Annotated in this window: 21 protein-coding genes and 2 pseudogenes; 13 read left to right on the top strand and 10 right to left on the bottom strand. The window is 67.2% G+C overall.

Features of this window, described 5'->3' with window-relative positions; genetic code table 11:
- Positions 1-6: 6 nt before the first annotated feature.
- On the top strand, positions 7-636 hold the full coding sequence (locus tag MFM001_RS11585; protein WP_371685526.1) for a rhomboid-like protein: 630 nt from the start codon (positions 7-9) through the stop codon (positions 634-636).
- Here MFM001_RS11585 and MFM001_RS11580 read toward each other — a convergent pair.
- Positions 612-1,538, bottom strand: a complete 927-nt coding sequence (locus tag MFM001_RS11580) for a class I SAM-dependent methyltransferase (protein WP_116375399.1) — start codon at positions 1,536-1,538, stop codon at positions 612-614. The genes MFM001_RS11585 and MFM001_RS11580 overlap by 25 nt on opposite strands.
- A gap of 108 nt (positions 1,539-1,646) precedes the next feature.
- Here MFM001_RS11580 and MFM001_RS11575 point away from each other — a divergent pair, with 108 nt between their 5' ends.
- The 8 genes and pseudogenes from MFM001_RS11575 to tsaD all read left to right on the top strand — a co-directional run bounded on the left by MFM001_RS11575 (position 1,647) and on the right by tsaD (position 9,317).
- Positions 1,647-3,062, top strand: a complete 1,416-nt coding sequence (locus MFM001_RS11575) for an NAD(P)H-hydrate dehydratase (RefSeq protein ID WP_116375398.1) — start codon at positions 1,647-1,649, stop codon at positions 3,060-3,062.
- A gap of 5 nt (positions 3,063-3,067) precedes the next feature.
- A complete protein-coding gene (locus MFM001_RS11570; protein WP_116375397.1) occupies positions 3,068-4,453 on the top strand; it encodes a glutamate decarboxylase in 1,386 nt (461 codons plus the stop codon).
- A gap of 93 nt (positions 4,454-4,546) precedes the next feature.
- Positions 4,547-5,695 (top strand): alanine racemase, encoded by a 1,149-nt coding sequence (alr, locus tag MFM001_RS11565; RefSeq protein ID WP_192886914.1) that lies wholly within the window; start codon positions 4,547-4,549, stop codon positions 5,693-5,695.
- Positions 5,692-6,792 carry an alpha/beta fold hydrolase gene (locus MFM001_RS11560; RefSeq protein WP_116375395.1) on the top strand — a complete coding sequence of 367 codons (1,101 nt, stop codon included), beginning with the start codon at positions 5,692-5,694 and terminating at the stop codon, positions 6,790-6,792. The genes alr and MFM001_RS11560 overlap by 4 nt, the downstream gene beginning before the upstream one ends.
- A complete protein-coding gene (gene tsaE, locus MFM001_RS11555; protein ID WP_238159101.1) occupies positions 6,785-7,249 on the top strand; it encodes a tRNA (adenosine(37)-N6)-threonylcarbamoyltransferase complex ATPase subunit type 1 TsaE in 465 nt (154 codons plus the stop codon). Before MFM001_RS11560 ends, tsaE begins: the two co-directional genes overlap by 8 nt.
- A pseudogene (gene tsaB / locus MFM001_RS24835) lies at positions 7,243-7,836 on the top strand (tRNA (adenosine(37)-N6)-threonylcarbamoyltransferase complex dimerization subunit type 1 TsaB); the annotation flags it as partial. The gene tsaE and the pseudogene tsaB, both read left to right, overlap by 7 nt.
- Entirely contained in the window at positions 7,816-8,298 is a 483-nt protein-coding gene (gene rimI, locus MFM001_RS24830; protein ID WP_238159112.1) for a ribosomal protein S18-alanine N-acetyltransferase, read from the top strand. The pseudogene tsaB and the gene rimI, both read left to right, overlap by 21 nt.
- Positions 8,295-9,317: a tRNA (adenosine(37)-N6)-threonylcarbamoyltransferase complex transferase subunit TsaD gene (gene tsaD / locus MFM001_RS11545; RefSeq protein WP_116375393.1), complete on the top strand. Its 1,023-nt coding sequence runs from the start codon at positions 8,295-8,297 to the stop codon at positions 9,315-9,317. Before rimI ends, tsaD begins: the two co-directional genes overlap by 4 nt.
- On the opposite strand, the gene MFM001_RS11540 is transcribed toward tsaD, so the two are convergent.
- Complete coding sequence (locus tag MFM001_RS11540; RefSeq protein ID WP_238159099.1) at positions 9,314-9,937, bottom strand: C39 family peptidase; 624 nt, start codon at positions 9,935-9,937, stop codon at positions 9,314-9,316. The two genes, tsaD and MFM001_RS11540, sit on opposite strands and share 4 nt — an antisense overlap.
- 19 nt (positions 9,938-9,956) lie before the next feature.
- On the bottom strand, positions 9,957-11,066 hold the full coding sequence (locus MFM001_RS11535; protein WP_116375391.1) for a hypothetical protein: 1,110 nt from the start codon (positions 11,064-11,066) through the stop codon (positions 9,957-9,959).
- 263 nt (positions 11,067-11,329) lie between these two features.
- Between MFM001_RS11535 and groES the strand changes: the two genes are divergently transcribed.
- Together groES and groL are read left to right on the top strand one after the other, a co-directional pair.
- Positions 11,330-11,632, top strand: a complete 303-nt coding sequence (gene groES / locus MFM001_RS11530; protein WP_045384501.1) for a co-chaperone GroES — start codon at positions 11,330-11,332, stop codon at positions 11,630-11,632.
- Between the two features lie 84 nt (positions 11,633-11,716).
- Entirely contained in the window at positions 11,717-13,330 is a 1,614-nt protein-coding gene (gene groL, locus MFM001_RS11525) for a chaperonin GroEL (protein WP_116375390.1), read from the top strand.
- A gap of 51 nt (positions 13,331-13,381) precedes the next feature.
- Here groL and MFM001_RS11520 read toward each other — a convergent pair whose 3' ends face one another.
- The 5 genes and pseudogenes from MFM001_RS11520 to MFM001_RS11500 form a co-directional block, all read right to left on the bottom strand.
- The gene (locus tag MFM001_RS11520; protein ID WP_116375444.1) at positions 13,382-13,690 is read right to left on the bottom strand and encodes a helix-turn-helix transcriptional regulator; all 309 of its coding nucleotides are present in this window, start codon (positions 13,688-13,690) and stop codon (positions 13,382-13,384) included.
- A gap of 3 nt (positions 13,691-13,693) precedes the next feature.
- Positions 13,694-14,101: pseudogene (locus MFM001_RS11515) on the bottom strand (type II toxin-antitoxin system RelE/ParE family toxin); the annotation flags it as partial.
- Between the two features lie 233 nt (positions 14,102-14,334).
- Positions 14,335-15,096, bottom strand: coding sequence for an SDR family oxidoreductase (locus tag MFM001_RS11510; RefSeq protein WP_116375389.1), 762 nt, complete (start codon positions 15,094-15,096; stop codon positions 14,335-14,337).
- A gap of 19 nt (positions 15,097-15,115) precedes the next feature.
- Entirely contained in the window at positions 15,116-15,766 is a 651-nt protein-coding gene (locus MFM001_RS11505) for a DUF1345 domain-containing protein (RefSeq protein WP_116375388.1), read from the bottom strand.
- A 67-nt stretch (positions 15,767-15,833) separates the two neighbouring features.
- The gene (locus tag MFM001_RS11500) at positions 15,834-16,175 is read right to left on the bottom strand and encodes a DUF732 domain-containing protein (RefSeq protein ID WP_238159097.1); all 342 of its coding nucleotides are present in this window, start codon (positions 16,173-16,175) and stop codon (positions 15,834-15,836) included.
- An 87-nt stretch (positions 16,176-16,262) separates the two neighbouring features.
- On the opposite strand from MFM001_RS11500, the gene MFM001_RS11495 reads away from it, so the two are divergent.
- A complete protein-coding gene (locus MFM001_RS11495; RefSeq protein ID WP_116375386.1) occupies positions 16,263-17,780 on the top strand; it encodes an adenylate/guanylate cyclase domain-containing protein in 1,518 nt (505 codons plus the stop codon).
- 59 nt (positions 17,781-17,839) lie between these two features.
- On the opposite strand, the gene MFM001_RS11490 is transcribed toward MFM001_RS11495, so the two are convergent.
- Positions 17,840-18,241 (bottom strand): hydrogenase, encoded by a 402-nt coding sequence (locus MFM001_RS11490; protein WP_116375385.1) that lies wholly within the window; start codon positions 18,239-18,241, stop codon positions 17,840-17,842.
- 142 nt (positions 18,242-18,383) lie between these two features.
- Entirely contained in the window at positions 18,384-18,692 is a 309-nt protein-coding gene (locus MFM001_RS11485) for a WhiB family transcriptional regulator (RefSeq protein ID WP_116375384.1), read from the bottom strand.
- 341 nt (positions 18,693-19,033) lie between these two features.
- Between MFM001_RS11485 and MFM001_RS11480 the strand changes: the two genes are divergently transcribed.
- Positions 19,034-19,852: a hypothetical protein gene (locus MFM001_RS11480; protein ID WP_116375383.1), complete on the top strand. Its 819-nt coding sequence runs from the start codon at positions 19,034-19,036 to the stop codon at positions 19,850-19,852.
- The last annotated feature ends 5 nt before the right edge of the window (positions 19,853-19,857 follow it).

Below are 19,857 nucleotides of genomic sequence, written 5' to 3'. Positions count from 1 at the left end.
ATCGCCGTGAAAGCGTGGCTGGCCACGGCGTGGCGGTTCGTGCGTAGCGCGCCGCTGACCTACCTGTGGCTGGCGGTGCTGCTGGTTACCACGATCGTGCAGCATCAACTCAGCCGTCACGAGCTACATACGGTGCTCGTCCACCGCTCCACCAACATTCACCACCTGGGCACCGACCCGCTCTACGTGCTGTTCACCAGCCTGTTCTGGGTCGACGGCGGGGACTGGCTGATGTGCCTGCTGCTGTTCACACTATTTCTGGCGCCGGCGGAGCGGTGGCTTGGCCAATTACGCTGGCTCACAGTCGGTCTCACCGCCCACATTGTCGCCACCTATATCAGTGAAGGGTTGCTGTATTTGGCGATCCAGCAGCACCTGGAACCCGAAAAGATGGTGCATGTGCGAGATGTCGGCGTCAGCTATTTCATGGTCGGCGTGATGGCGGTGCTCACCTATCGCATTGCGCCGCCGTGGCGGTGGATCTACTTGGCGGCGTTGATCGTCTACTACGGTGCAGGCCTGGTGACCGATCCGAATTTCACTGCCATCGGCCACTTCTCGGCGATCTTCATCGGCCTGTGCTTCTACCCGATGGCCCGCGGGCGCACTCGTCAGCTCCGCACAGCGGTGACGTAGCCCAGCGAGCCGAACATGGCCGCGTCGTTGTCGTCGTCCGGCGCGACCGAAAGCCCGTGTGCGGCAAACAAATCAGTGGCGTTGGTGACCGCGGCGTCCCAGCCGTGGCTGTTGAGGTAGTCGACCACGTCGCTGCGATCGCCGTCGTACCACAGGTCCGTCATCTCGATGTCGAGCCCGTGAGCGCGCCAGCGTTCGACCACCTCCCGCATCCGTTCGGCCATCATCGGCACGGACCGAGCGGCATCGGGCAGGTTCTCGGTGGCCAACCGGCTTCCCGCGGCGCTGAGCTCAGTGATGTTGTCCAGCAACCGGTCTTGGGCGTCGGGCGGCAGGAACGGCAGCAGGCCTTCGGCGCTCCAGGCCGTCGGTTCGGTGGGGTCCAGGCCGGCGCCGCGCAACGCCGTCGGCCAATCGTGGCGCAGGTCGACAGCCACCGAGCGACGGTCGGCGGAGGGCGTGGCGCCCAGCTCGGCCAGCGTGCCGGTCTTGAACTCGATGACCCGCGGCTGGTCGATTTCGTAGACGACGGTGCCGGCGGGCCAGGGCAGCCGGTAGGCACGGGCGTCGAGTCCCGACGCCAGAATCACCGCCTGACGGATCCCGCGGCCGGCCGCCTCGAGGAAGAAGTCGTCGAAAAAGCGTGTGCGGACGGCCATCATGTCGCGCATGCGCTGCATGCCGAATTCGCCATTGTCGTCGACCTCGGCCGGATTGAGCTCGCCGCTGGCCAACCGGGTGAAAAAGTCCACGCCCACCGCGCGGACCAACGGCTCGGCGAAGGGGTCGTTGATCAGCGGGCTGGCGCCCCGGCTGGCCAACGCCCGTCCCACTGCGACGCCGGTCGCGGTGGCCCCCACGCTGCTCGCCAGATCCCAGGTGTCGTCGTCGGTTCGTGGCATATCGGCCCTCCCGTAGTCGATACTTAGCTCACTTAATCGAGCCTACCCGGCAGCCCGGCCACGTAACCTTGGTGACGCGCGGGTGCGACGAGGAGGGTATGCAAGCGAATGCGGCGTTACTACTCGGCTGAGACCATCCGCGAGGCCGAGGCGCCGCTGCTGGCCAGCCTGCCCGACGGCGCGCTGATGCGACGCGCGGCCTACGGCCTGGCCACCGAGATCATTCGCGAGCTGACCGCCCGCACCGGCGGCGTGGCCGGCCGGAAGGTATGCGCGGTCGTCGGCTCCGGCGACAACGGCGGCGACGCGCTGTGGGCGGCGACGTTCCTGCGGCGTCGTGGCGCCGCCGCCGACGCGATCTTGCTCAACCCGGAGCGCACTCATCGCAAAGGGTTGGCGGCGTTCCGCAAATCCGGTGGCCGCATCGTCGAAAGCGTTTCGGCCGCGACCGATCTGGTTATCGATGGGGTCGTGGGCATCTCCGGTTCCGGGCCGTTGCGACCCGCGGCCGCCGAGGTGTTCGCCGAAGTCGACGACATCCCGGTGGTCGCCGTCGACATTCCCAGCGGCATCGACGTGGCCACCGGCGCGATCACCGGACCCGCCGTGCACGCCGCGCTGACCGTCACCTTCGGCGGGCTCAAGCCTGTGCATGCGCTCGCCGACTGCGGCCGGGTCCGGCTGATCGACATCGGCCTCGACCTGCCCGACACCGACCTGTTGAGCTTCGAAGCGGCCGATGCCAAGGCGCGCTGGCCGGTGCCCGGGCCCAACGACGACAAGTACACCCAGGGCGTGACCGGCATCCTGGCCGGGTCGTCGACGTATCCGGGGGCGGCGGTGTTGTGCACCGGGGCCGCGGTCGCGGCGACGTCGGGCATGGTCCGCTACGTCGGCAGCGCGCTGGATCAGGTGCTCTCGCACTGGCCGGAAGTCGTCGCTGCGCCCAGCCCGGCCGCGGCCGGGCGGGTGCAGTCCTGGGTGGTCGGGCCGGGATTGGGCACCGAGGAGGCGGGGGCCGCCGCGCTGTGGTTCGCGTTGGACACCGACCTGCCGGTGATCGTCGACGCCGACGGCCTGACCATCCTGGCCGCGCACCCGGAACTGGTCGCCAACCGCGACGCGCCGACCGTGCTGACGCCGCACGCCGGCGAATTCGCCCGGCTGGCCGGCGCTCCGCCGGGCGACGACCGCATCGGCGCCACCCGCAAGCTCGCCGACGCGTTCGGCGCCACGGTACTGCTCAAAGGCAACGTCACCGTCATCGCTGAACCGGGCGGGCCGCTGTACCTCAACCCGGCCGGGCAATCCTGGGCGGCCACCGCGGGCTCCGGTGACGTGCTGTCCGGCATGATCGGCGCGCTGCTGGCCGCGGGGTTGCCCACCGGGGAGGCGGCCGCCGCGGCGGCGTTCGTGCATGCCCGCGCAGCGGCCCTGTCCGCCGGCGATCCAGGACCACGTGAGGCGCCGACGTCGGCGTCGCGCATCATCGGCCACATCCGCACTGCCCTTGCTGGCCTATAGGAAGGATTCCCATGCCCCACCCCTCCGTGCCCGCGCACGCGATCGCCCCCGCCTACACCAACCGGCTCTTCACCGCGCCGGTGCCGGCGCTGCGGATGCCCGACGAGTCGATGGACCCGGAGGCTGCTTACCGCTTCATTCACGACGAGCTGATGCTCGACGGCAGCTCGCGGCTGAACCTGGCCACGTTCGTGACGACGTGGATGGATCCCGAGGCCGGCAAGCTGATGGCCGAGACGTTCGACAAGAACATGATCGACAAGGACGAATACCCCGCGACGGCGGCGATCGAGCGCCGCTGCGTGTGCATGGTGGCCGACCTCTTCCACGCCGAGGGCCTCAAAGACGACGACCCGTCCAGCGCGACCGGGGTGTCGACGATCGGCTCGTCGGAGGCGGTGATGCTGGGCGGGCTGGCGCTGAAATGGCGCTGGCGGGCGAAGGTCGGCAAGGACTGGCGCAAACGCACCCCGAACCTGGTGATGGGCTCCAACGTGCAGGTGGTCTGGGAGAAGTTCTGCCGCTACTTCGACGTCGAGCCCCGCTATCTGCCGATGGAGGAAGGCCGCTACGTCATTACCCCCGAGCAGGTCGTCGACGCCGTCGACGAGAACACCATCGGCGTGGTGGCGATCCTGGGCACCACCTACACCGGTGAACTGGAACCGGTCGCGCAGATCTGCGCGGCGCTTGACAAGCTGGCCGCCGGCGGCGGGGTGGACGTTCCGGTGCACGTCGACGCCGCCAGCGGCGGGTTCGTCGTACCGTTCCTGCATCCCGACCTGAAGTGGGACTTCCGGCTGCCGCGGGTGGCGTCGATCAACGTCAGCGGCCACAAGTACGGCCTGACCTATCCCGGGATCGGGTTCGTGGTGTGGCGCAGCAGCGAGTACCTGCCCGAGGACCTGGTGTTTCGGGTCAACTACCTCGGCGGCGACATGCCGACGTTCACGCTGAACTTCTCCCGGCCCGGCAACCAGGTCGTCGGCCAGTACTACAACTTCCTGCGGCTGGGCCGCGAGGGCTACACGCAGGTCATGCAGACGCTGTCGCAGAACGCGCGCTGGCTGGCCGGGCAACTGGCCGCCGGCGAGCATTTCGACCTGATCTCCGACGGGTCGGCCATTCCGGTGGTCGCCGCCCGGCTGCGCGGGAAGCGCGGCTACACCGAGTTCGACGTCTCCCACGAGCTGCGCACCTTCGGCTGGCAGGTGCCGGCCTACACGATGCCCGACAACGCCACCGACGTCTCGGTGCTGCGCATCGTGGTCCGCGAGGGGCTGTCGGCCGACCTGGCGCGGGCGTTGCACGACGACACCCGCACCGTGCTGTCGCACCTGGACAAGCTCAAGCCCGGCGGCCATTTCGACGAGCAGCACTTTGCCCACTGAGCCGTCCTTGCCGCCGAGTGTGGACTTATGTCACGCAAATCCGCTGGCAGCGTGCTTCCAGCCCACATTCGCGGCTCTGGGACAATGGCCGGGATGATAGTGACAACCCCGGGTCTTATCGCCCAGGCCGTCGTCGACCTCGGCGCCATTGCCCATAACGTGCGCGTGCTGCGCGAGCACGCCGGCGCCGCGCAGGTGATGGCCGTCGTCAAGGCCGACGGCTACGGGCACGGCGCCAGCCGGGTCGCCCGCACCGCGCTCGATGCCGGCGCGGCCGAACTCGGTGTCGCCACCATCGAGGAGGCGCTGGCGTTGCGCGCCGACGGCATCACCGAGCCGGTGCTGGCGTGGCTGCACCGGCCGGGCACCGACTTCGCGCCGGCCTTGGCCGCCGACGTCCAGATCGCGGTGTCGTCGTTGCGCCAACTCGACGAACTGCTCGACGCCGTGCGCCGTACGGGCCGGACCGCGACGGTGACGGTCAAGGTCGACACCGGGATGAACCGCAACGGGGTGCGTGCGGCCGAGCATCCGGACATGTTGACGGCGTTGCGCCGCGCCATTGCCGACGACGCCATCCGGCTGCGGGGCGTCATGTCGCATCTGGCCTGCGCCGACGAGCCCGAGCATCCCGCCAATGACCTACAGGCGCAACGGTTTCGGGAGATGCTCGGACAGGCGCGCGATCATGGTCTGCCCTACGAGGTCGCGCATCTGTCGAATTCGCCGTCGGCGCTGACCCGGCCCGACCTTGGCTTCGACATGGTCCGGCCCGGCATCGCGGTCTACGGGCTCAACCCGTTCTGCCAACGCGACGACCTGGACCTGGTGCCGGCGATGACCGTGAAAACCGTTGTGGCACTGGTTCGCCCGGTGCACGCCGGTGAGGGGGTGTCCTACGGGCACACTTGGATCGCAGAGCGCGACACCAACCTGGCGCTGCTGCCGATCGGCTACGCCGACGGGGTGTTCCGGGCGCTCGGCGGACGGCTCGACGTGATGATCAACGGTCGGTTGCGCCGCGGCGTCGGGCGAATCTGCATGGACCAGTTCGTCGTTGATCTGGGCCCGGGGCAGCCCGACGTCGCCGAGGGCGACGAGGCGATCCTGTTCGGTCCCGGCACCCAGGGCGAACCCACCGCACAGGACTGGGCCGACATGCTCGACACCATCCACTACGAAGTCGTGACCAGCCCGCGCGGTCGCATCACCAGAACCTACCGCGAGGCCGAAAACCGTTGAGCGGTGACGACGGGCGCAAGGCGCGCTGGTTGGCGGGTGCGGCGGGGCTGAGCGCGGTGGGCACCATCGCCGCGGTGTCGGTCGCCCGGCAGGTGACCCGCCGGGTCGTCGTCGACGACCCCTACGTCAACGAGAACTTCGAGGCGATCGACGGCGACCGCAGCTACGTGGTGACCACACCCGACGGAGTGCCGCTGGCAGTGCGCGAGGTCGGGCCGGTGGACGCGCCACTGACCGTGGTGTTCGCCCATGGATTCTGTCTTCGCATGGGCGCCTTCCATTTTCAGCGGATGCGGCTCTGCGACGAGTGGGGCCCGAAGGTCCGGATGATCTTCTACGACCAACGCGGGCACGGCCGCTCCGGGGAAGCGCCGCCGGAGACGTACACGATCACCCAGTTGGGCAAGGACCTGGAGACGGTGCTGCAGGTGATCGCGCCGCGCGGGCCGATCGTGCTGGTCGGTCATTCGATGGGTGGCATGACGGTGTTGTCGCACGCCCGCCAACACCCGCAGCACTACGGCAGCCGGATCGTCGGCGCGGCGCTGATTTCGTCTGCGGCCGAAGGGGTTGCGAAATCGCCGCTGGGAGAGATCCTGCAGAACCCGGCGCTGGATGCCATCCGGTTCACCGCGCGGTCCGCGCCCAAATTGGTCCACCGCGGCCGGCACGTGGCGCGGTCACTGATCGGCCCGATTCTGCGGGCGGCCTCCTACGGTGACTTCAACGTCAGCCCCAGCGTGGTGGCGTTTTCGCAGAAGATGATGCACGGCACGCCCGTTCCGACCATGGTCGAGTTTCTGCACGCCCTGGAAACGCACGACGAGACCGCGGCACTGGCCACTCTGGGCCGGATCCCGACGCTGATCGTCTGCGGCGACCACGACCTGCTCACCCCCGCCGAGTATTCGCGCAGGATGGCCAGTGCACTGCCGAACTGCGAGCTGATCATCGTCGGTCGGGCGGGTCACCTTGTATTGCTTGGCAAGCCGGATCCGATCAACGAGGGCTTGGTGCGGCTGGTGAAGCGAGCTACCCCGGGCCGGCTGGCCGCGGTGAGTCAGCGCTGGCGTGAGCGGGTCCTTCGCCGTGCCTGAACAGGGTTCGGCGACCCTGGAACGGGTCGAGGACACCCTGGCGCTCGGGTCGCAGCTGGGCGCGCACCTGCGCGCCGGCGACGTGGTAGTGCTGTCCGGTCCGCTCGGTGCGGGAAAGACCGTGCTGGCCAAGGGAATTGCCGCGGCGATGGACGTCGACGGGCCGGTCACGTCGCCGACGTTCGTGCTGGCCCGGGTGCATCCGGCGCGGCGCGCCGGCGCGCCGGCGATGATCCACGTCGACATGTACCGGCTGCTGGACCACAGCGGCGCCGACCTGCTCGGCGAGCTGGATTCCCTAGACTTGGACACCGATCTCGAGGACGCCGTCGTGGTGGTCGAGTGGGGCGAGGGTTTGGCCGAACGGCTTTCCGAGCGTCACCTCGACGTCCGTCTCGAGCGGGTCACCAACTCCGACGTGCGGATCGCGACCTGGCGGTGGAGCGGGCCATGCTGATCCTGGCGATCGACACCGCGACTCCGGCCGTGACGGCCGGGGTGGTGCGCGACGGCGAGGTGCCGGCCGAACGGGTCACGGTCGACGCCCGCGCCCACGCCGAGCGCATCACGCCGAATGTGTTGGCGGCGTTGGCCGATGCCGACCTGGCGATGGCCGATTTGGACGCCGTGGTGGTGGGCTGCGGTCCCGGTCCGTTCACCGGGCTGCGGGTGGGCATGGCGAGCGCCGCCGCCTACGGGCACGCCCTGGACATTCCGGTGTACGGTGTGTGCAGCCTGGACGCCATCGGCGGGCAGACCGCCGGCGAGGCGCTCGTCGTCACCGACGCGCGCCGGCGCGAGATTTATTGGGCGCGTTACCGAGACGGGATCCGCGTCGACGGCCCGGCGGTGAACGCCCCACCCGACGTCGACCCCGCTGGTGCTCAGGTGGTGGCCGGCTCGCCCGAGCACGCGGCGCTGTTCGACCTGCCGCACTGCGGGCCGACCCACCCGACGCCGGGCGGGCTGGTGGCCGCGGTGACCGATTGGTCTGGTAGCCCGCCGCCGCTGGTACCGCTCTACCTGCGCCGGCCCGACGCCAAAGCGCCTGCGGCACAAGTCACTTTCGGCCCGCTGACGCCCGACGACGCCCGACGATGCGCCGAGCTGGAGGCGTTGCTGTTTCCCGGCGACGACCCCTGGCCGAAGGCCGCGTTCCTGCGAGAACTCGCCGCCAAGCACAACCGCTACGTGGCCGCGCGTGCTGGCGACCTGGTGGTGGGCTACGCTGGCATCTCGCGGCTGGGCCGCACACCACCGTTCGAGTACGAGGTGCACACCATCGGCGTCGACCCGGCCTTCCAGGGCCGCGGGATCGGCCGCCGGCTGCTCAACGAACTGCTGGAGTTCGCCGACGGCGGCGTCGTCCACTTGGAGGTGCGCACCGACAACGATGCGGCGATCGCGCTGTACCGCAGCTTTGGCTTCACCGACGTCGGTGTGCGGCGGCGCTACTACCGCGTCAGCGGGGCCGACGCCTATACGATGAGGCGGGAGGCACAGTGATCGTTCTGGCCATCGAAAGCTCTTGCGACGAAACGGGTGTCGGCATCGCCCGGTTGGACACCGACGGCGCCGTGACGCTGCTGGCCGACGAGGTGGCCTCCAGCGTCGACGAACACGTCCGGTTCGGCGGCGTGGTCCCCGAGATCGCGTCACGGGCGCACCTGGAGGCTCTCGGCCCGACGATGCGCCGTGCGCTCCAAGCCGCGGACATCGAGCAGCCAGACGTCGTCGCCGCCACCATCGGGCCGGGGCTGGCGGGCGCGCTGTTGGTGGGAGTGGCTGCGGCCAAAGCCTATTCGGCCGCCTGGCAGGTGCCGTTCTACGCCGTGAACCACCTCGGCGGACACCTGGCCGCTGACGTCTACGAACACGGGCCACTGCCGGAAAGCGTGGCGCTCTTGGTATCCGGCGGACACACCCATCTGTTGCATGTGCGCTCGCTCGGTGAACCGATCGTCGAACTGGGCAGCACCGTCGACGACGCCGCCGGGGAGGCCTACGACAAGGTGGCCCGGCTGCTGGGGCTGGGCTATCCCGGCGGCAAGGTTCTCGACGACCTGGCCCGCACCGGCGACCGCGACGCAATTGCGTTCCCGCGCGGCATGACTGGCCCGCGCGACGATCCGTACGCTTTCAGCTTTTCCGGGCTCAAGACCGCCGTCGCCCGGTACGTGGAGAGCCATCCCGACGCGTCGACCGCCGACATCGCGGCCGGCTTCCAGGAGGCGGTGGCCGACGTGCTGACCATGAAAGCCGTCCGCGCGGCAACCGACCTTGGCGTCGGGACCCTGCTGATCGCCGGGGGAGTGGCAGCGAACTCGCGGCTGCGCGAGCTGGCCGAAGAGCGGTGCGCCACAGCCGGATTGACGTTGCGGATCCCCCGGCCCCGGCTATGCACCGACAACGGTGCGATGATCGCCTCGTTCGCCGCGCACCTGCTGGCCGCCGGGGCGCCGCCGTCGCCGCTGGACGTGGCCAGCGACCCGGGCCTGCCGGTGGTGAAAGGTCAAGTGCGCTAACGGCCGGTTTGCCGGGTGACGATCAGCAGGTTGTTGCCGGTAGCCCAGGCTTGCGTGAAGGTGGCCATCGGGATCTGCTCGTCGCGACCGTTGGGGGTGCCGCTGTCGTTGAGGTGGACCATGTCGTTGCGAGTGTCGACGCCGGTGACGACGACGGCGTGGTCGGCGTCGGTGCGCTGACCCTTGCCCGGCGGATAGTTCCAGATGGTTTCCGCGTTGAGCCCGGCGATCACCTTGTGGCCGCCGGCCAGGTCCTGTTCTAGTCCCTCCATGGTGTTACCGGTGGTGAGGTCGGACTGGATGCCGTATTTCTCCAGCAGCACGACCAGGTCTTCGGGCGATGTGCCGTCGAACAAATAGATGCCGCCGCGGTGGACTTCGCTCTTGGTGAAGATGCCGCGCAGCTCGATGCCGACCTGGGTGGGTTCTCTGCCGGTCAGCTGGCCGACCACGTCGGCGACGGCCATCAGACCGCAGTCTTCCTGATGCTGGTAGCGCCAATAGGGAGCGGCGGCCCCCGGGTCGCCGTACATCTGGCCGTTCGGGTCGGCGTGCGCGACCCCGGCCAGTCCGATGAAGGCCGCGAGAATCAGCGCGGCCAAGCCAGCGAGGCGAGTCATGGGCTCCATTATCGGCTGGCTAGTCGCTCGTCAGCATCAGGTACTGGGCGACAGCCATCTGATGAGCCTTTGTCTCGTTGTCGTGAGTGACGGTGAAGGCGTAGCGATCGGCAACCGCCAGGCAGAAGACCGACGTCTCGTCCAAGTCGGCGTCGCGCCACACCAAGCATTTCGCCTCGGGCATGCCTGCGATGCCGACGGCCGGAACATAGCCGTCTTCGGTCAGTTCCGCGGCGAAGGCGTCGACGATCATCCTGGCCGAACCCGCATCCCGGGTTTGGTAGACGTGCGTGAATCCGTAACCGGCCATTTGCAGCCCGGCAGCGGTGAACAGCGCGTGCGCCCGGAGCGGATTGCGCTCGAAATGTAGCCACGCGCGCGGCTCGTAGGCCACCGGTCCCACATCGACCACCGGTGGGCGCGGGTCGCCCAGGATGCGGGCAGCCAGTCCACTGGGATCGATTGGCAGGCAGGCCAATTGATCGATGGGTGTCGGGGTGAACGTGTCGATCAACGGGCCCTGCCGATCGAGCATCCTTGCGACCAAGTCGGTCCCGCTGTCCGTGCCATCCGTAGAACTTGCGACTTGGCACAACACATACGGTCCGCGCGTGGTGTAGGCCCACACCCGGGAAGTCCCGTCCTCGAACCCGTGGGTAACAGCCAGAGTGTCGGAGTGGCGTGGAATCGATGTGGGTCGGGTTTGGATCCAGGCACCGCCGCCGAGCATCTGCAGAAGGTGGCTGCTTTGAGCGGCCATCTCGGCGGCGACCGCGCTGGCGTCGGACGGGCTGGCGAACCGCAGCACGAAATTGGCAAGCGACTTCGTCATGTTGTATGCGCCGCCGCTAGTGGCGCAGCCGGCGACCCAGTTGTGCGCCGCGGCGACATCGCCAAGCGGGGCGCCGTAGCTTACGTGGTAGCTCAACGCGGCGGCATCCCTCAACACCACTGGAACGCCTCCGCCGGTGGCGAGCGCTTCATCAACTTCCCACGGACCCACGAGGTAATTGGCCATCCGGCGGCCCTCCAGGATTCCGCCGTCCGCGGCATCGCCGGCGTTCCCGAGCGGCGGGCGTGGTCTGGTCGGATGGTCGCCAGAATCCAGCAGCGCGACGTCAACCGCCATGTGGGGACCCCATCATCAGGTCATCAGCATAGGGATTTTGGCTGTACCCGCCCGGCTTGTGCACAAGCTCAAGAGAAGCAGCGGGCCGACCTTGAGTGCTAGCACTCTCGTGTATAGAGTGCTAGGTGGCAATCGGACAACCCCTGGCGTCGGCACCCGCGACGACGATGCGAGGGCACGGACGAATGCCGAAGCACCTGGTAATTCGGACAGTCCGGGGCGACCGCCCCGGACCTGCTACCAACTAGTGGAGGGCTCCAATCGTGGCGAGCGTGAACATCAAGCCACTCGAGGACAAGATCCTCGTACAGGCCAACGAGGCCGAGACCACGACCGCGTCCGGTCTGGTCATTCCCGACACCGCCAAGGAGAAGCCGCAGGAAGGCACCGTCGTCGCCGTCGGCCCCGGCCGGTGGGACGAGGACGGCGAGAAGCGGATTCCGCTCGACGTGTCGGAGGGCGACACCGTCATCTACAGCAAGTACGGCGGCACCGAGATCAAGTACAACGGCGAGGAGTACTTGATCCTGTCGGCGCGCGACGTGCTGGCTGTCGTCTCCAAGTAGCTAGAGGCGTGTTCCGCCCCGGCAATCCCCGCGCGAGTGCGGGCGGTTTCCGGGGCGGCCCGCTTTACGGGACAGGAAAGACTTATGAGTAAGCAGATCGAGTTCAACGAAACCGCCCGCCGGGCAATGGAAGTCGGGGCGGACAAGCTCGCCGACGCGGTGCGGGTAACGCTGGGCCCGCGCGGCCGTCACGTCGTGTTGGCCAAAGCATTCGGCGGGCCCGTCGTCACCAACGACGGCGTCACCGTCGCCCGTGAGATCGACCTGGAAGACCCCTTCGAAAACCTGGGCGCCCAGCTGGTGAAGTCGGTGGCCACCAAGACCAACGACGTCGCCGGCGACGGCACCACCACCGCGACGGTGCTGGCGCAGGCGCTGATCAAGTCCGGGCTGCGGCTCGTCGCCGCCGGCGCCAACCCGATCGCCCTGGGTTCGGGCATCGGCAAGGCCGCCGACGCGGTCTCCGAGGCGCTGCTGGCGTCGGCGACCCCGGTGTCGGGCAAGACCGGCATCGCGCAGGTGGCGACGGTGTCGTCGCGCGACGAGCAGCTCGGCGAGCTGGTCGGCGAGGCGATGACCAAGGTCGGCCATGACGGCGTCGTCAGTGTCGAGGAGTCGTCGACGCTGTCCACCGAGCTGGAGTTCACCGAGGGTGTGGGCTTCGACAAGGGGTTCCTGTCGGCGTACTTCGTCACCGACTTCGACGCACAGCAAGCCGTGCTCGAGGACGCGCTGATCCTGCTGCACCGCGACAAGATCAGCTCGCTGCCCGACCTGCTGCCGCTGCTGGAGAAGGTCGCCGAAGCGGGCAAGCCGCTGCTGGTGATCGCCGAGGACGTCGAAGGCGAGGCGCTGTCGACGCTGGTGGTCAACGCCATCCGCAAGACGCTCAAGGCCGTCGCGGTCAAGGCGCCGTACTTCGGTGACCGCCGCAAGGCGTTCCTGGAGGACCTCGCGGTGGTGACCGGCGGTCAGGTGGTCAACCCCGACGTCGGGCTGGTGCTGCGCGAGGCCGGTCTCGACGTGCTGGGCTCGGCGCGGCGCGTGGTGGTTAGCAAGGACGACACCGTGATCGTCGAGGGCGGCGGCACCCAAGAGGCCATCGCCGATCGGGCCAAGCAACTGCGCTCGGAGATCGAGACCACCGACTCCGACTGGGACCGCGAGAAGCTCGAGGAGCGGCTGGCCAAGCTGGCCGGCGGGGTGGCCGTGATCAAGGTCGGTGCCGCGACCGAGACGGCGCTCAAGGAGCGCAAGGAAAGCGTCGAGGATGCCGTCGCCGCCGCCAAGGCTGCGGTGGAGGAGGGCATCGTGGCCGGCGGCGGAACCGCGCTGCTCCAGGCGCGTAAGGCGCTGGGTGAGTTGTCACTGTCCGGCGACGAGGCGCTGGGCGTCGACGTGTTCTCCGAGGCGCTCAGCGCGCCGCTGTACTGGATCGCGGCCAACGCCGGGCTCGACGGGTCCGTCGTGGTCAACAAGGTCGCCGAGCTGCCCGCCGGTCACGGACTGAACGCGGCCACGCTGACCTACGGCGATTTGGCCGCAGACGGTGTCATCGACCCGGTCAAGGTCACCCGCTCGGCGGTGCTCAACGCCGCCTCGGTGGCCCGGATGGTGCTGACGACCGAGACCGCCGTCGTGGAGAAGCCAGAAGAGGAAGACGAGCACGCCGGTCACCAACACGGCCACGCTCACTAGCAACGGCTGGAACGAAAGCACCCCTGGCATTCGCCGGGGGTGCTTTCGTCTCTAGAGGCTGAGGACGACCCGTGACCCGTCCGGGCGCTTCACGGAGACCTCGAGTTCACCGCCGGTCGCCTCAACGTACTTGCGGAGAGTGTCGACACGACTGGCGCCCAACTCGCCATGCTCCATCTGGGAGACACGGTTCTGACCAACGCCAATCGCCGCAGCGAGTGTCGTCTGTGTGAAGCCAGCGGCCTCGCGCAATTCGCGGAGGCGATACCGGGCAACTTCGCGATCCATCTCAGCCTTGATTGCGTCAATACGAGCACGGTTGCCCGGACGACGACGGCGCATGTCATCAAGAGTGGTCATCGTTTTCTTCTCCCTTCTTGGCTTCGGGTTCGCGGTTTTGGTCTTTTCGGTTTTCTCCCTACGCAGGCGCTCCTGGTGAGCGGTGAAGAGGTCGTCGGCGATCGGAATGTGCTTCGCATACCACTTGGACCAATTTCCCGCCTTGTCTCCGGCGATCAGCATGATCGCCTGCGATCTGATATCGAAAGCAAACAGCACGCGCATGTGGGCCCCTGCCTTGGTGGGGCGCGGGCGAAGCTCCTTCATGTTCGGATGCCGTGAGCCTTCGAGGGTGTCGACGAACGGTCGGCGAGTAATTGGGCCGTGTTCCTCCAACTGCTCCAGCGCAGCTATCAAGTTGTCGTATTCCTCATCGTCGAGGGAGTTGATCCAGGCTTCGATGAGGGTCACATCGACCTCCCATTTCCGCACGTTCCACAGGATATCAGGTTTAGCTGATATCAGCTAGAACTGATATCGGACCCGTGCCAAAGGTCTTTTACAAGCGTCGGCCGACCATCCAAGGTCGGCGCGTGCGCCTTAAATCGAACACGCGGAGACCGCCGTCGTGGACAAGCCGGAGGACGACCACCACCACGGTCACGCTCACTAGAGGACTCTGCAGAAGCGCCCCCGGTCCGAAACCGCCGGGGGCGCTTCGTGATTCACCAACAGGTGTAGCCGCCGTCGATCACGATGTCGGAACCGGTCATGTAGCTCGACGCGTCGCTCGCCAGATAGAGATAGAGGCCGACGAGTTCCTCCGGCCGGCCCAGGCGTCCGAGCGGGATCTTCGGCTCCCACAATGCTTGGTACTCGGCGATGTAGGGCTCTACGAGTTCGGTGACGATGTAACCCGGGCTGACGCTGTTCACCCGGATGTTGTGGGGCGCGAACTCCACGGCCATGGCCTTGGTCAGGTGGATAACGGCGGCCTTCGAGGCGCAGTAGTGGCCTACCTGCTGTGGGGTGTTGACGATGTGGCCCGACATCGATGCCGTGGTGATGATGCTCCCCGCGCGCTGCCGGGCGACCATCGCCTTCGCCGCGGCCTGGGCGGTGAGGAAGACACCGTTGACGTTGGTGTCTTGGATGCGTTGAAACTCCTCCAGCTGCATATCCAGTAAGCCGTTGAAGTTGATGATCCCCGCGTTGCACACCGCGATGTCGATCCCGCCCAATTCGTCATCGACTCGGTTCAGCATCGCGTCCACCGAGTCCGGCTGTGTCACATCACACGTGATGGGTATCGCCGTCCCGCCGTTGGCGGCGATGTCTGCGGCCAGTTCCTGCAGTGGCTCGTCATGTCGGGCCGCGATCGCCACCGCAGCTCCGGCTTGCGCGTAGGCCAACGCCACTTGCTTCCCGATACCACTCGAGGCGCCAGTCACCAGAGCGGTCTTGCCATGCAGCCCAAAGAGATTCATTACGTCCCTTTCCGCTCGGTCATAACTTGGAACCCAATCCCGCGATCAGGTTGATAGTGACCGCCAAGACGACCGCGCCCAGGAGGTAGGACAGCAGCGCGTGGCGCAACACCGTCGCCCTGATGGAGGTCAATCCGATCTCGGTGTCCGACACCTGAAAGGTCATGCCCACGGTGAAAGCGACATACGCGAAGTCCCGGAAGCGGGGTCGCTCCGGGTCGTGGAAGTTGATTCCGCCCGGCTCGCCCGAGTAGTAAAGCCGCGCGTAGTGCACGGTGAACAACGTGTGCACGGCAAACCAGGATGCCGCGACGGTCAGGATGCCGACCACGGCGGCTTCGATGGCTCCCGGGCCCGAGCGCGACGCGGCGGCCACGACGTAACCGACCCCGCCCAGGCTCGCGACGCTCGCCGACACGATGAGGGCGTCGGATGCCCACCGGGTGGGGTCTTCCCGGGTCGCGTATCTGCAGGTTTGGTCGGCGTCCATTCCGCCCAGGATGAGTCGCGTCCACACCACGTAGACACCGGCGGCAACCACCCAGCCGGACACCGCGAATCGCCAACCGACGGTGTTACCCACCGCGAGAGCGACGACAACTCCGAGCACGGCCGCAACCGCTATCCGAACCGCGACGGTGTCGCGGAACAACACAACGAGGGATTTCACAACCCCGACCTAAGCACGCGCAGGCGTCGTCGCCCTAGCAACGGCCAAACGCGCGCTCAGACGACCCTTACAGAGTGTCGGGACAGAGGTTGTGCTGCGCGGCCTGGATCAGCATTCGGCCGGTACCGGCATCGTTAGGGCTCAGCTGTCCGACCAACTGGTCCGGTGACTCGCCCAAATGCAGTCTGTTGCAAGCCATATAGCCTTGCGCCACCAAGACGCCATCAGGCATCTGTTGGCCTCCGACAGACCAACCTCCGAAGCCGTTGGATTGGAGTTCGTTGAGGAATCCTTGGTCGTCGGCATGAGCCGACGGTGCGACGATCAAACCAACGGCAAAACCTGCCGCGGCGATCGCTGCGAATACAAGCTGCTTTCTCACGGTGCTATCTCCTGCTCGGCTCAACATTGACGCGACCGTAACAGCCGCCTTGCCTTCGGAGGGCTGTTCCGCAAAAACTGCAGCTCAGCGGCCATTTACGTTTAGTCTCCCAGCATGGACCGCATCTTCCAGTGGGTATGGGATCGGTACGGGTCGAAGTACTCATGGGCGCTCTGCGCCTTGATGTATCCGTTGACGCTGCCGGTCTTTCTGCTCTGGTCATTCGTCATTGTGGCCTTCGAAAGATCCAGTCACTACGGCGAAGCAGCCGCCTTTACGGTTGTCGCTGTCCTGGTGCGGGCGTACGTGCTCCTTCTTCCTGGAATGAAGGGGTTGCGCCCGGTCGAGCAGTGGGTCGCGGGGTGCGCGGTCGATCCGACGACGGTATTAAGCGCCACATACGCATATGCCCGGCGGGCGGTTGGCCGGACAGTCGGGTCCGACGCGGTGTGGACTGCTCTATTCATGGTCGCTGTTGGTGCGATCGCAGGGGTAACCGGGCCGCGGCTGGTCCAGTACGCGATCTTGGGGGCAGCGAACGGCGTTGCCAACATGCTGATTTCAGTGCACAGCTTCGCGGAAGGAGCGTTGCGGCCGGCCCGAGCCGCCATCGCCAGCGATACGGGCATCGGTGATTCCCTGCCTCGCTCTCGCCCGACTTTCGCCAATTGGACGAACCTGTCCATGATCATGACCGCGTTCGTGTTCTGCCTGTCAAGCGCGATGCTGGCAGCCGTGTTCGACCTGGCCAGGTACGGCCCCGCGCTCGCCGTGGCGATCGCGTGTGGGCTGACGCTGGGCGTCGCGATACCGATTGCAGTGGCTGCCTCGTTCGCGCCTGCCCTGCAGCCGCTTCGAGATCTTGCCGAAGGCACCAAGCGCGTCGCCGCGGGCGACTACAGCCAACGGCTTCCAGTGGTCCAGGACGACGATCTCGGCGCGCTAGCGGCGTCGTTCAACCGCATGCAGGCGGGTTTGTCTGAGCGACAACGACTTCAGGCCGCGTTCGGCACTTACGTCGACCCAGCCTTGGCGGCCCGTCTTCTCGAGCAGGGTGACGACATCTTCACCGGCGAACGCCGCGAAGTGACCGTGATGTTCATCGACATTCGCGACTTCACCCCGTTCGCCGAATCGAACACCGCCGAGGACACCGTCGCCCGGCTCAACGCCTTGTTCGAGATCGTCGTACCCGCAGTCGTCGACGCCGGCGGGCACGTCAACAAGTTCCTCGGTGACGGCGCGCTGGCCGTCTTCAACGCCCCCAACGATCTTGCCCATCATGCCGACGCCGCCGTGGGCGCCGCCGTCCTGATTCACCGCTTGGTCGCCGAACGGTTCGGCGGGGAGATGCGGATCGGCATCGGGATCAACACCGGCTCTGTGATCGCCGGAACCATCGGCGGCGGAGGCAAGCTCGAGTTCACCCTGATCGGCGACACCGTCAACGTCGCCGCTCGCGTCGAGCAGCTCACCAAGACCACCAGCGACGCGATCCTTCTCACTCAGCAGTCAGTGGAGGCACTGGCTTCTCGACCACTCGGACTGGTCGACAGGGGATTTCACGCACTGAAGGGCAAGTCCGCCGCCGTGCAGGTTTTCGGCCTGGATGTTGAGTTCGCGTCGGCTTGAGCATTCCCAGCTCTAAAGGCCAGGGGCGCTTCGTCTTTTGTGCGTGCCGGCAGCGGTCGTCAAAGCCCGACGATGACAATGCCCACGCCGACCACGATCGCCAGCGAGAGGGACACCAACAGAAAGCTGACGACCCGTTCCTTTCCCGCTGAGGCGACGTGCTCGCCGGTAGCGATCGGCGCGAATCGTCGCCCCGCCCCCCATGCCGCTGCGAGCAGCGTCGCCAACCAGTTCGCGTAGGCGGAGTACACGATCAGTGCTACTGCCGTAACTCCCCACGCATCCGGCAAGTGGATGTGTGGCCAGAGCAGACCGAGCAGCACGAGGAACATGCCGTTGAGGACCGCTTCGAGGTGGCTCGACAGCGCCATGCGGGGGTTCTTCAGTGCGGGGACGGCCATCCCGGTGAGCAGGCCCACCAGGAACAGGACCAGGCCAAGCGCGAACAGCACTGTCTGCATGTCAGAACAGTAGGGGCGTGCGGCGCCGAACGCCTGCCGTTATCGCGATCGGCGTGCTTCTCGAAACTGAAGCCACTGCGCGCGTCCTCGGCGCGTCGGCGCAGCGGTTTACGTGTCGCGGTTGCCTACGTGGCTTCTGGGGCTAAGCCGTGCGGCGGATCCCGCGCGAGCGGCCCATGTCGCGCTTGAGCAACACGTCACGCTCGGTTTCCGACAGGCCGCCCCAAATACCGTACGGCTCGCCGACTTCCAGCGCGTGGCTGCGGCACTGCTCGATCACTGGGCAGCGCCGGCAGAGCTCCTTGGCCCGCCGCTCGCGCTGCATGCGAGCACGGCCGCGTTCGCCGTCGGGATGGAAGAACACCGACGAATCCACGCCGCGGCAAACACCCTGCAGTTGCCATTCCCAGATATCCGCGTTGGGTCCCGGTAGCTGTTCCGGCTGTGGCATGGAAATCCCTCTCTACACGCGCATGTGGGACCAGTTGTGATCACGTAAATCGTCAACTGATTCGAGCGGTGTCGCCGATGACTACCCGTCGGCATTAAAGGTAGGGGTGCCGATGAAATTCCGTCAATAGCGGTGCAAGCTGCCGAATATCCAACTGTGCCTTGAGAATTTACTTTTCGTTCATCGCTGCGATGCTATTGCCGGGGACCCTGCGTACTACCGCGAACTCGCTCTATGTGGCGATTTGCCTGTTCACGCAGCAGCCGGATGGGAGTTGCAATTTCCGACACAGGCGTAGCGGTTAATATCGCCGTAACGCAGAAACCACAGACTTTTAACTAATGCTCACAGTGATTGATATCTCTTCCGATCCGGCGGCCGGGGCAACCTTGGCGGCGGCCGCATTCGGCGACGAGCCCGGCCGCTGGCCGCTGCCAACCGCGAGAACGCCGCAGCAGCTCTGGCTGCGCGCGATCGCCGCGGGCGGGCAGGGCCGCTACGGCACTGCCCGCAGCGACTTGGCAACACTACGTCGCCTCGCGCCGGCGGGCCGACTCGCCTCGCTGGCGCACAGCACGCAGGGGTCGTTCCTGCGCCAGCTCGGCTGGCACGACCTGGCCCGCGGCTGGGACGGTCGCGCGTCGGCGCTCGCCGGCGACGACCCCGAGGCCGCAGCCGACGCGCTGATCGGTCTGGCCGCCGACGCGCTCGGCATGGGCCGGTTATACGCGTCGGCCGCGTTGCTGGGCCGTGCCGAGCCGCTGGCCAAGGAGGCCGCCGTGCACCGACTGCAGGTGCGCCGGTCGTGGGTCGCCGCTGAACTGGCGATGGCCTCCGGCGACGGCCACACCGCCGTGAGACACGCCGAAACCGCAACCGAATTGGCGGCCTCAGCCGGATCGCAGCGCCATCAAGCCAAAAGTGAGGTGGTGTTGGCCGCGGCGCTGTGCAGCGCCGGGGACGTCGAAAAGGCGCGTGCCGTCGGCGACGCCGCACTGGAGACCACCGGCAATTTGGGGCTGGTACCACTGCGCTGGGCTGTGGCGTGCTTGCTCGTCGACATCGGAAGCGCTACGCGCACAACACAACAGCTGCGCGACATCCGCGACGCGTGCGCCGAAGAGGTGCGCCACGCCGGGGGCGCTTGGAGCGCGGGCTAACCCGG

Origin of the sequence: Mycobacterium sp. MFM001 (assembly GCF_003402475.1) — a bacterium.
In the GTDB taxonomy this organism is placed as follows: domain Bacteria; phylum Actinomycetota; class Actinomycetes; order Mycobacteriales; family Mycobacteriaceae; genus Mycobacterium.
Note: the sequence above shows the minus strand (reverse complement) of the source record. Positions and strands in the feature narration are given on the sequence as shown.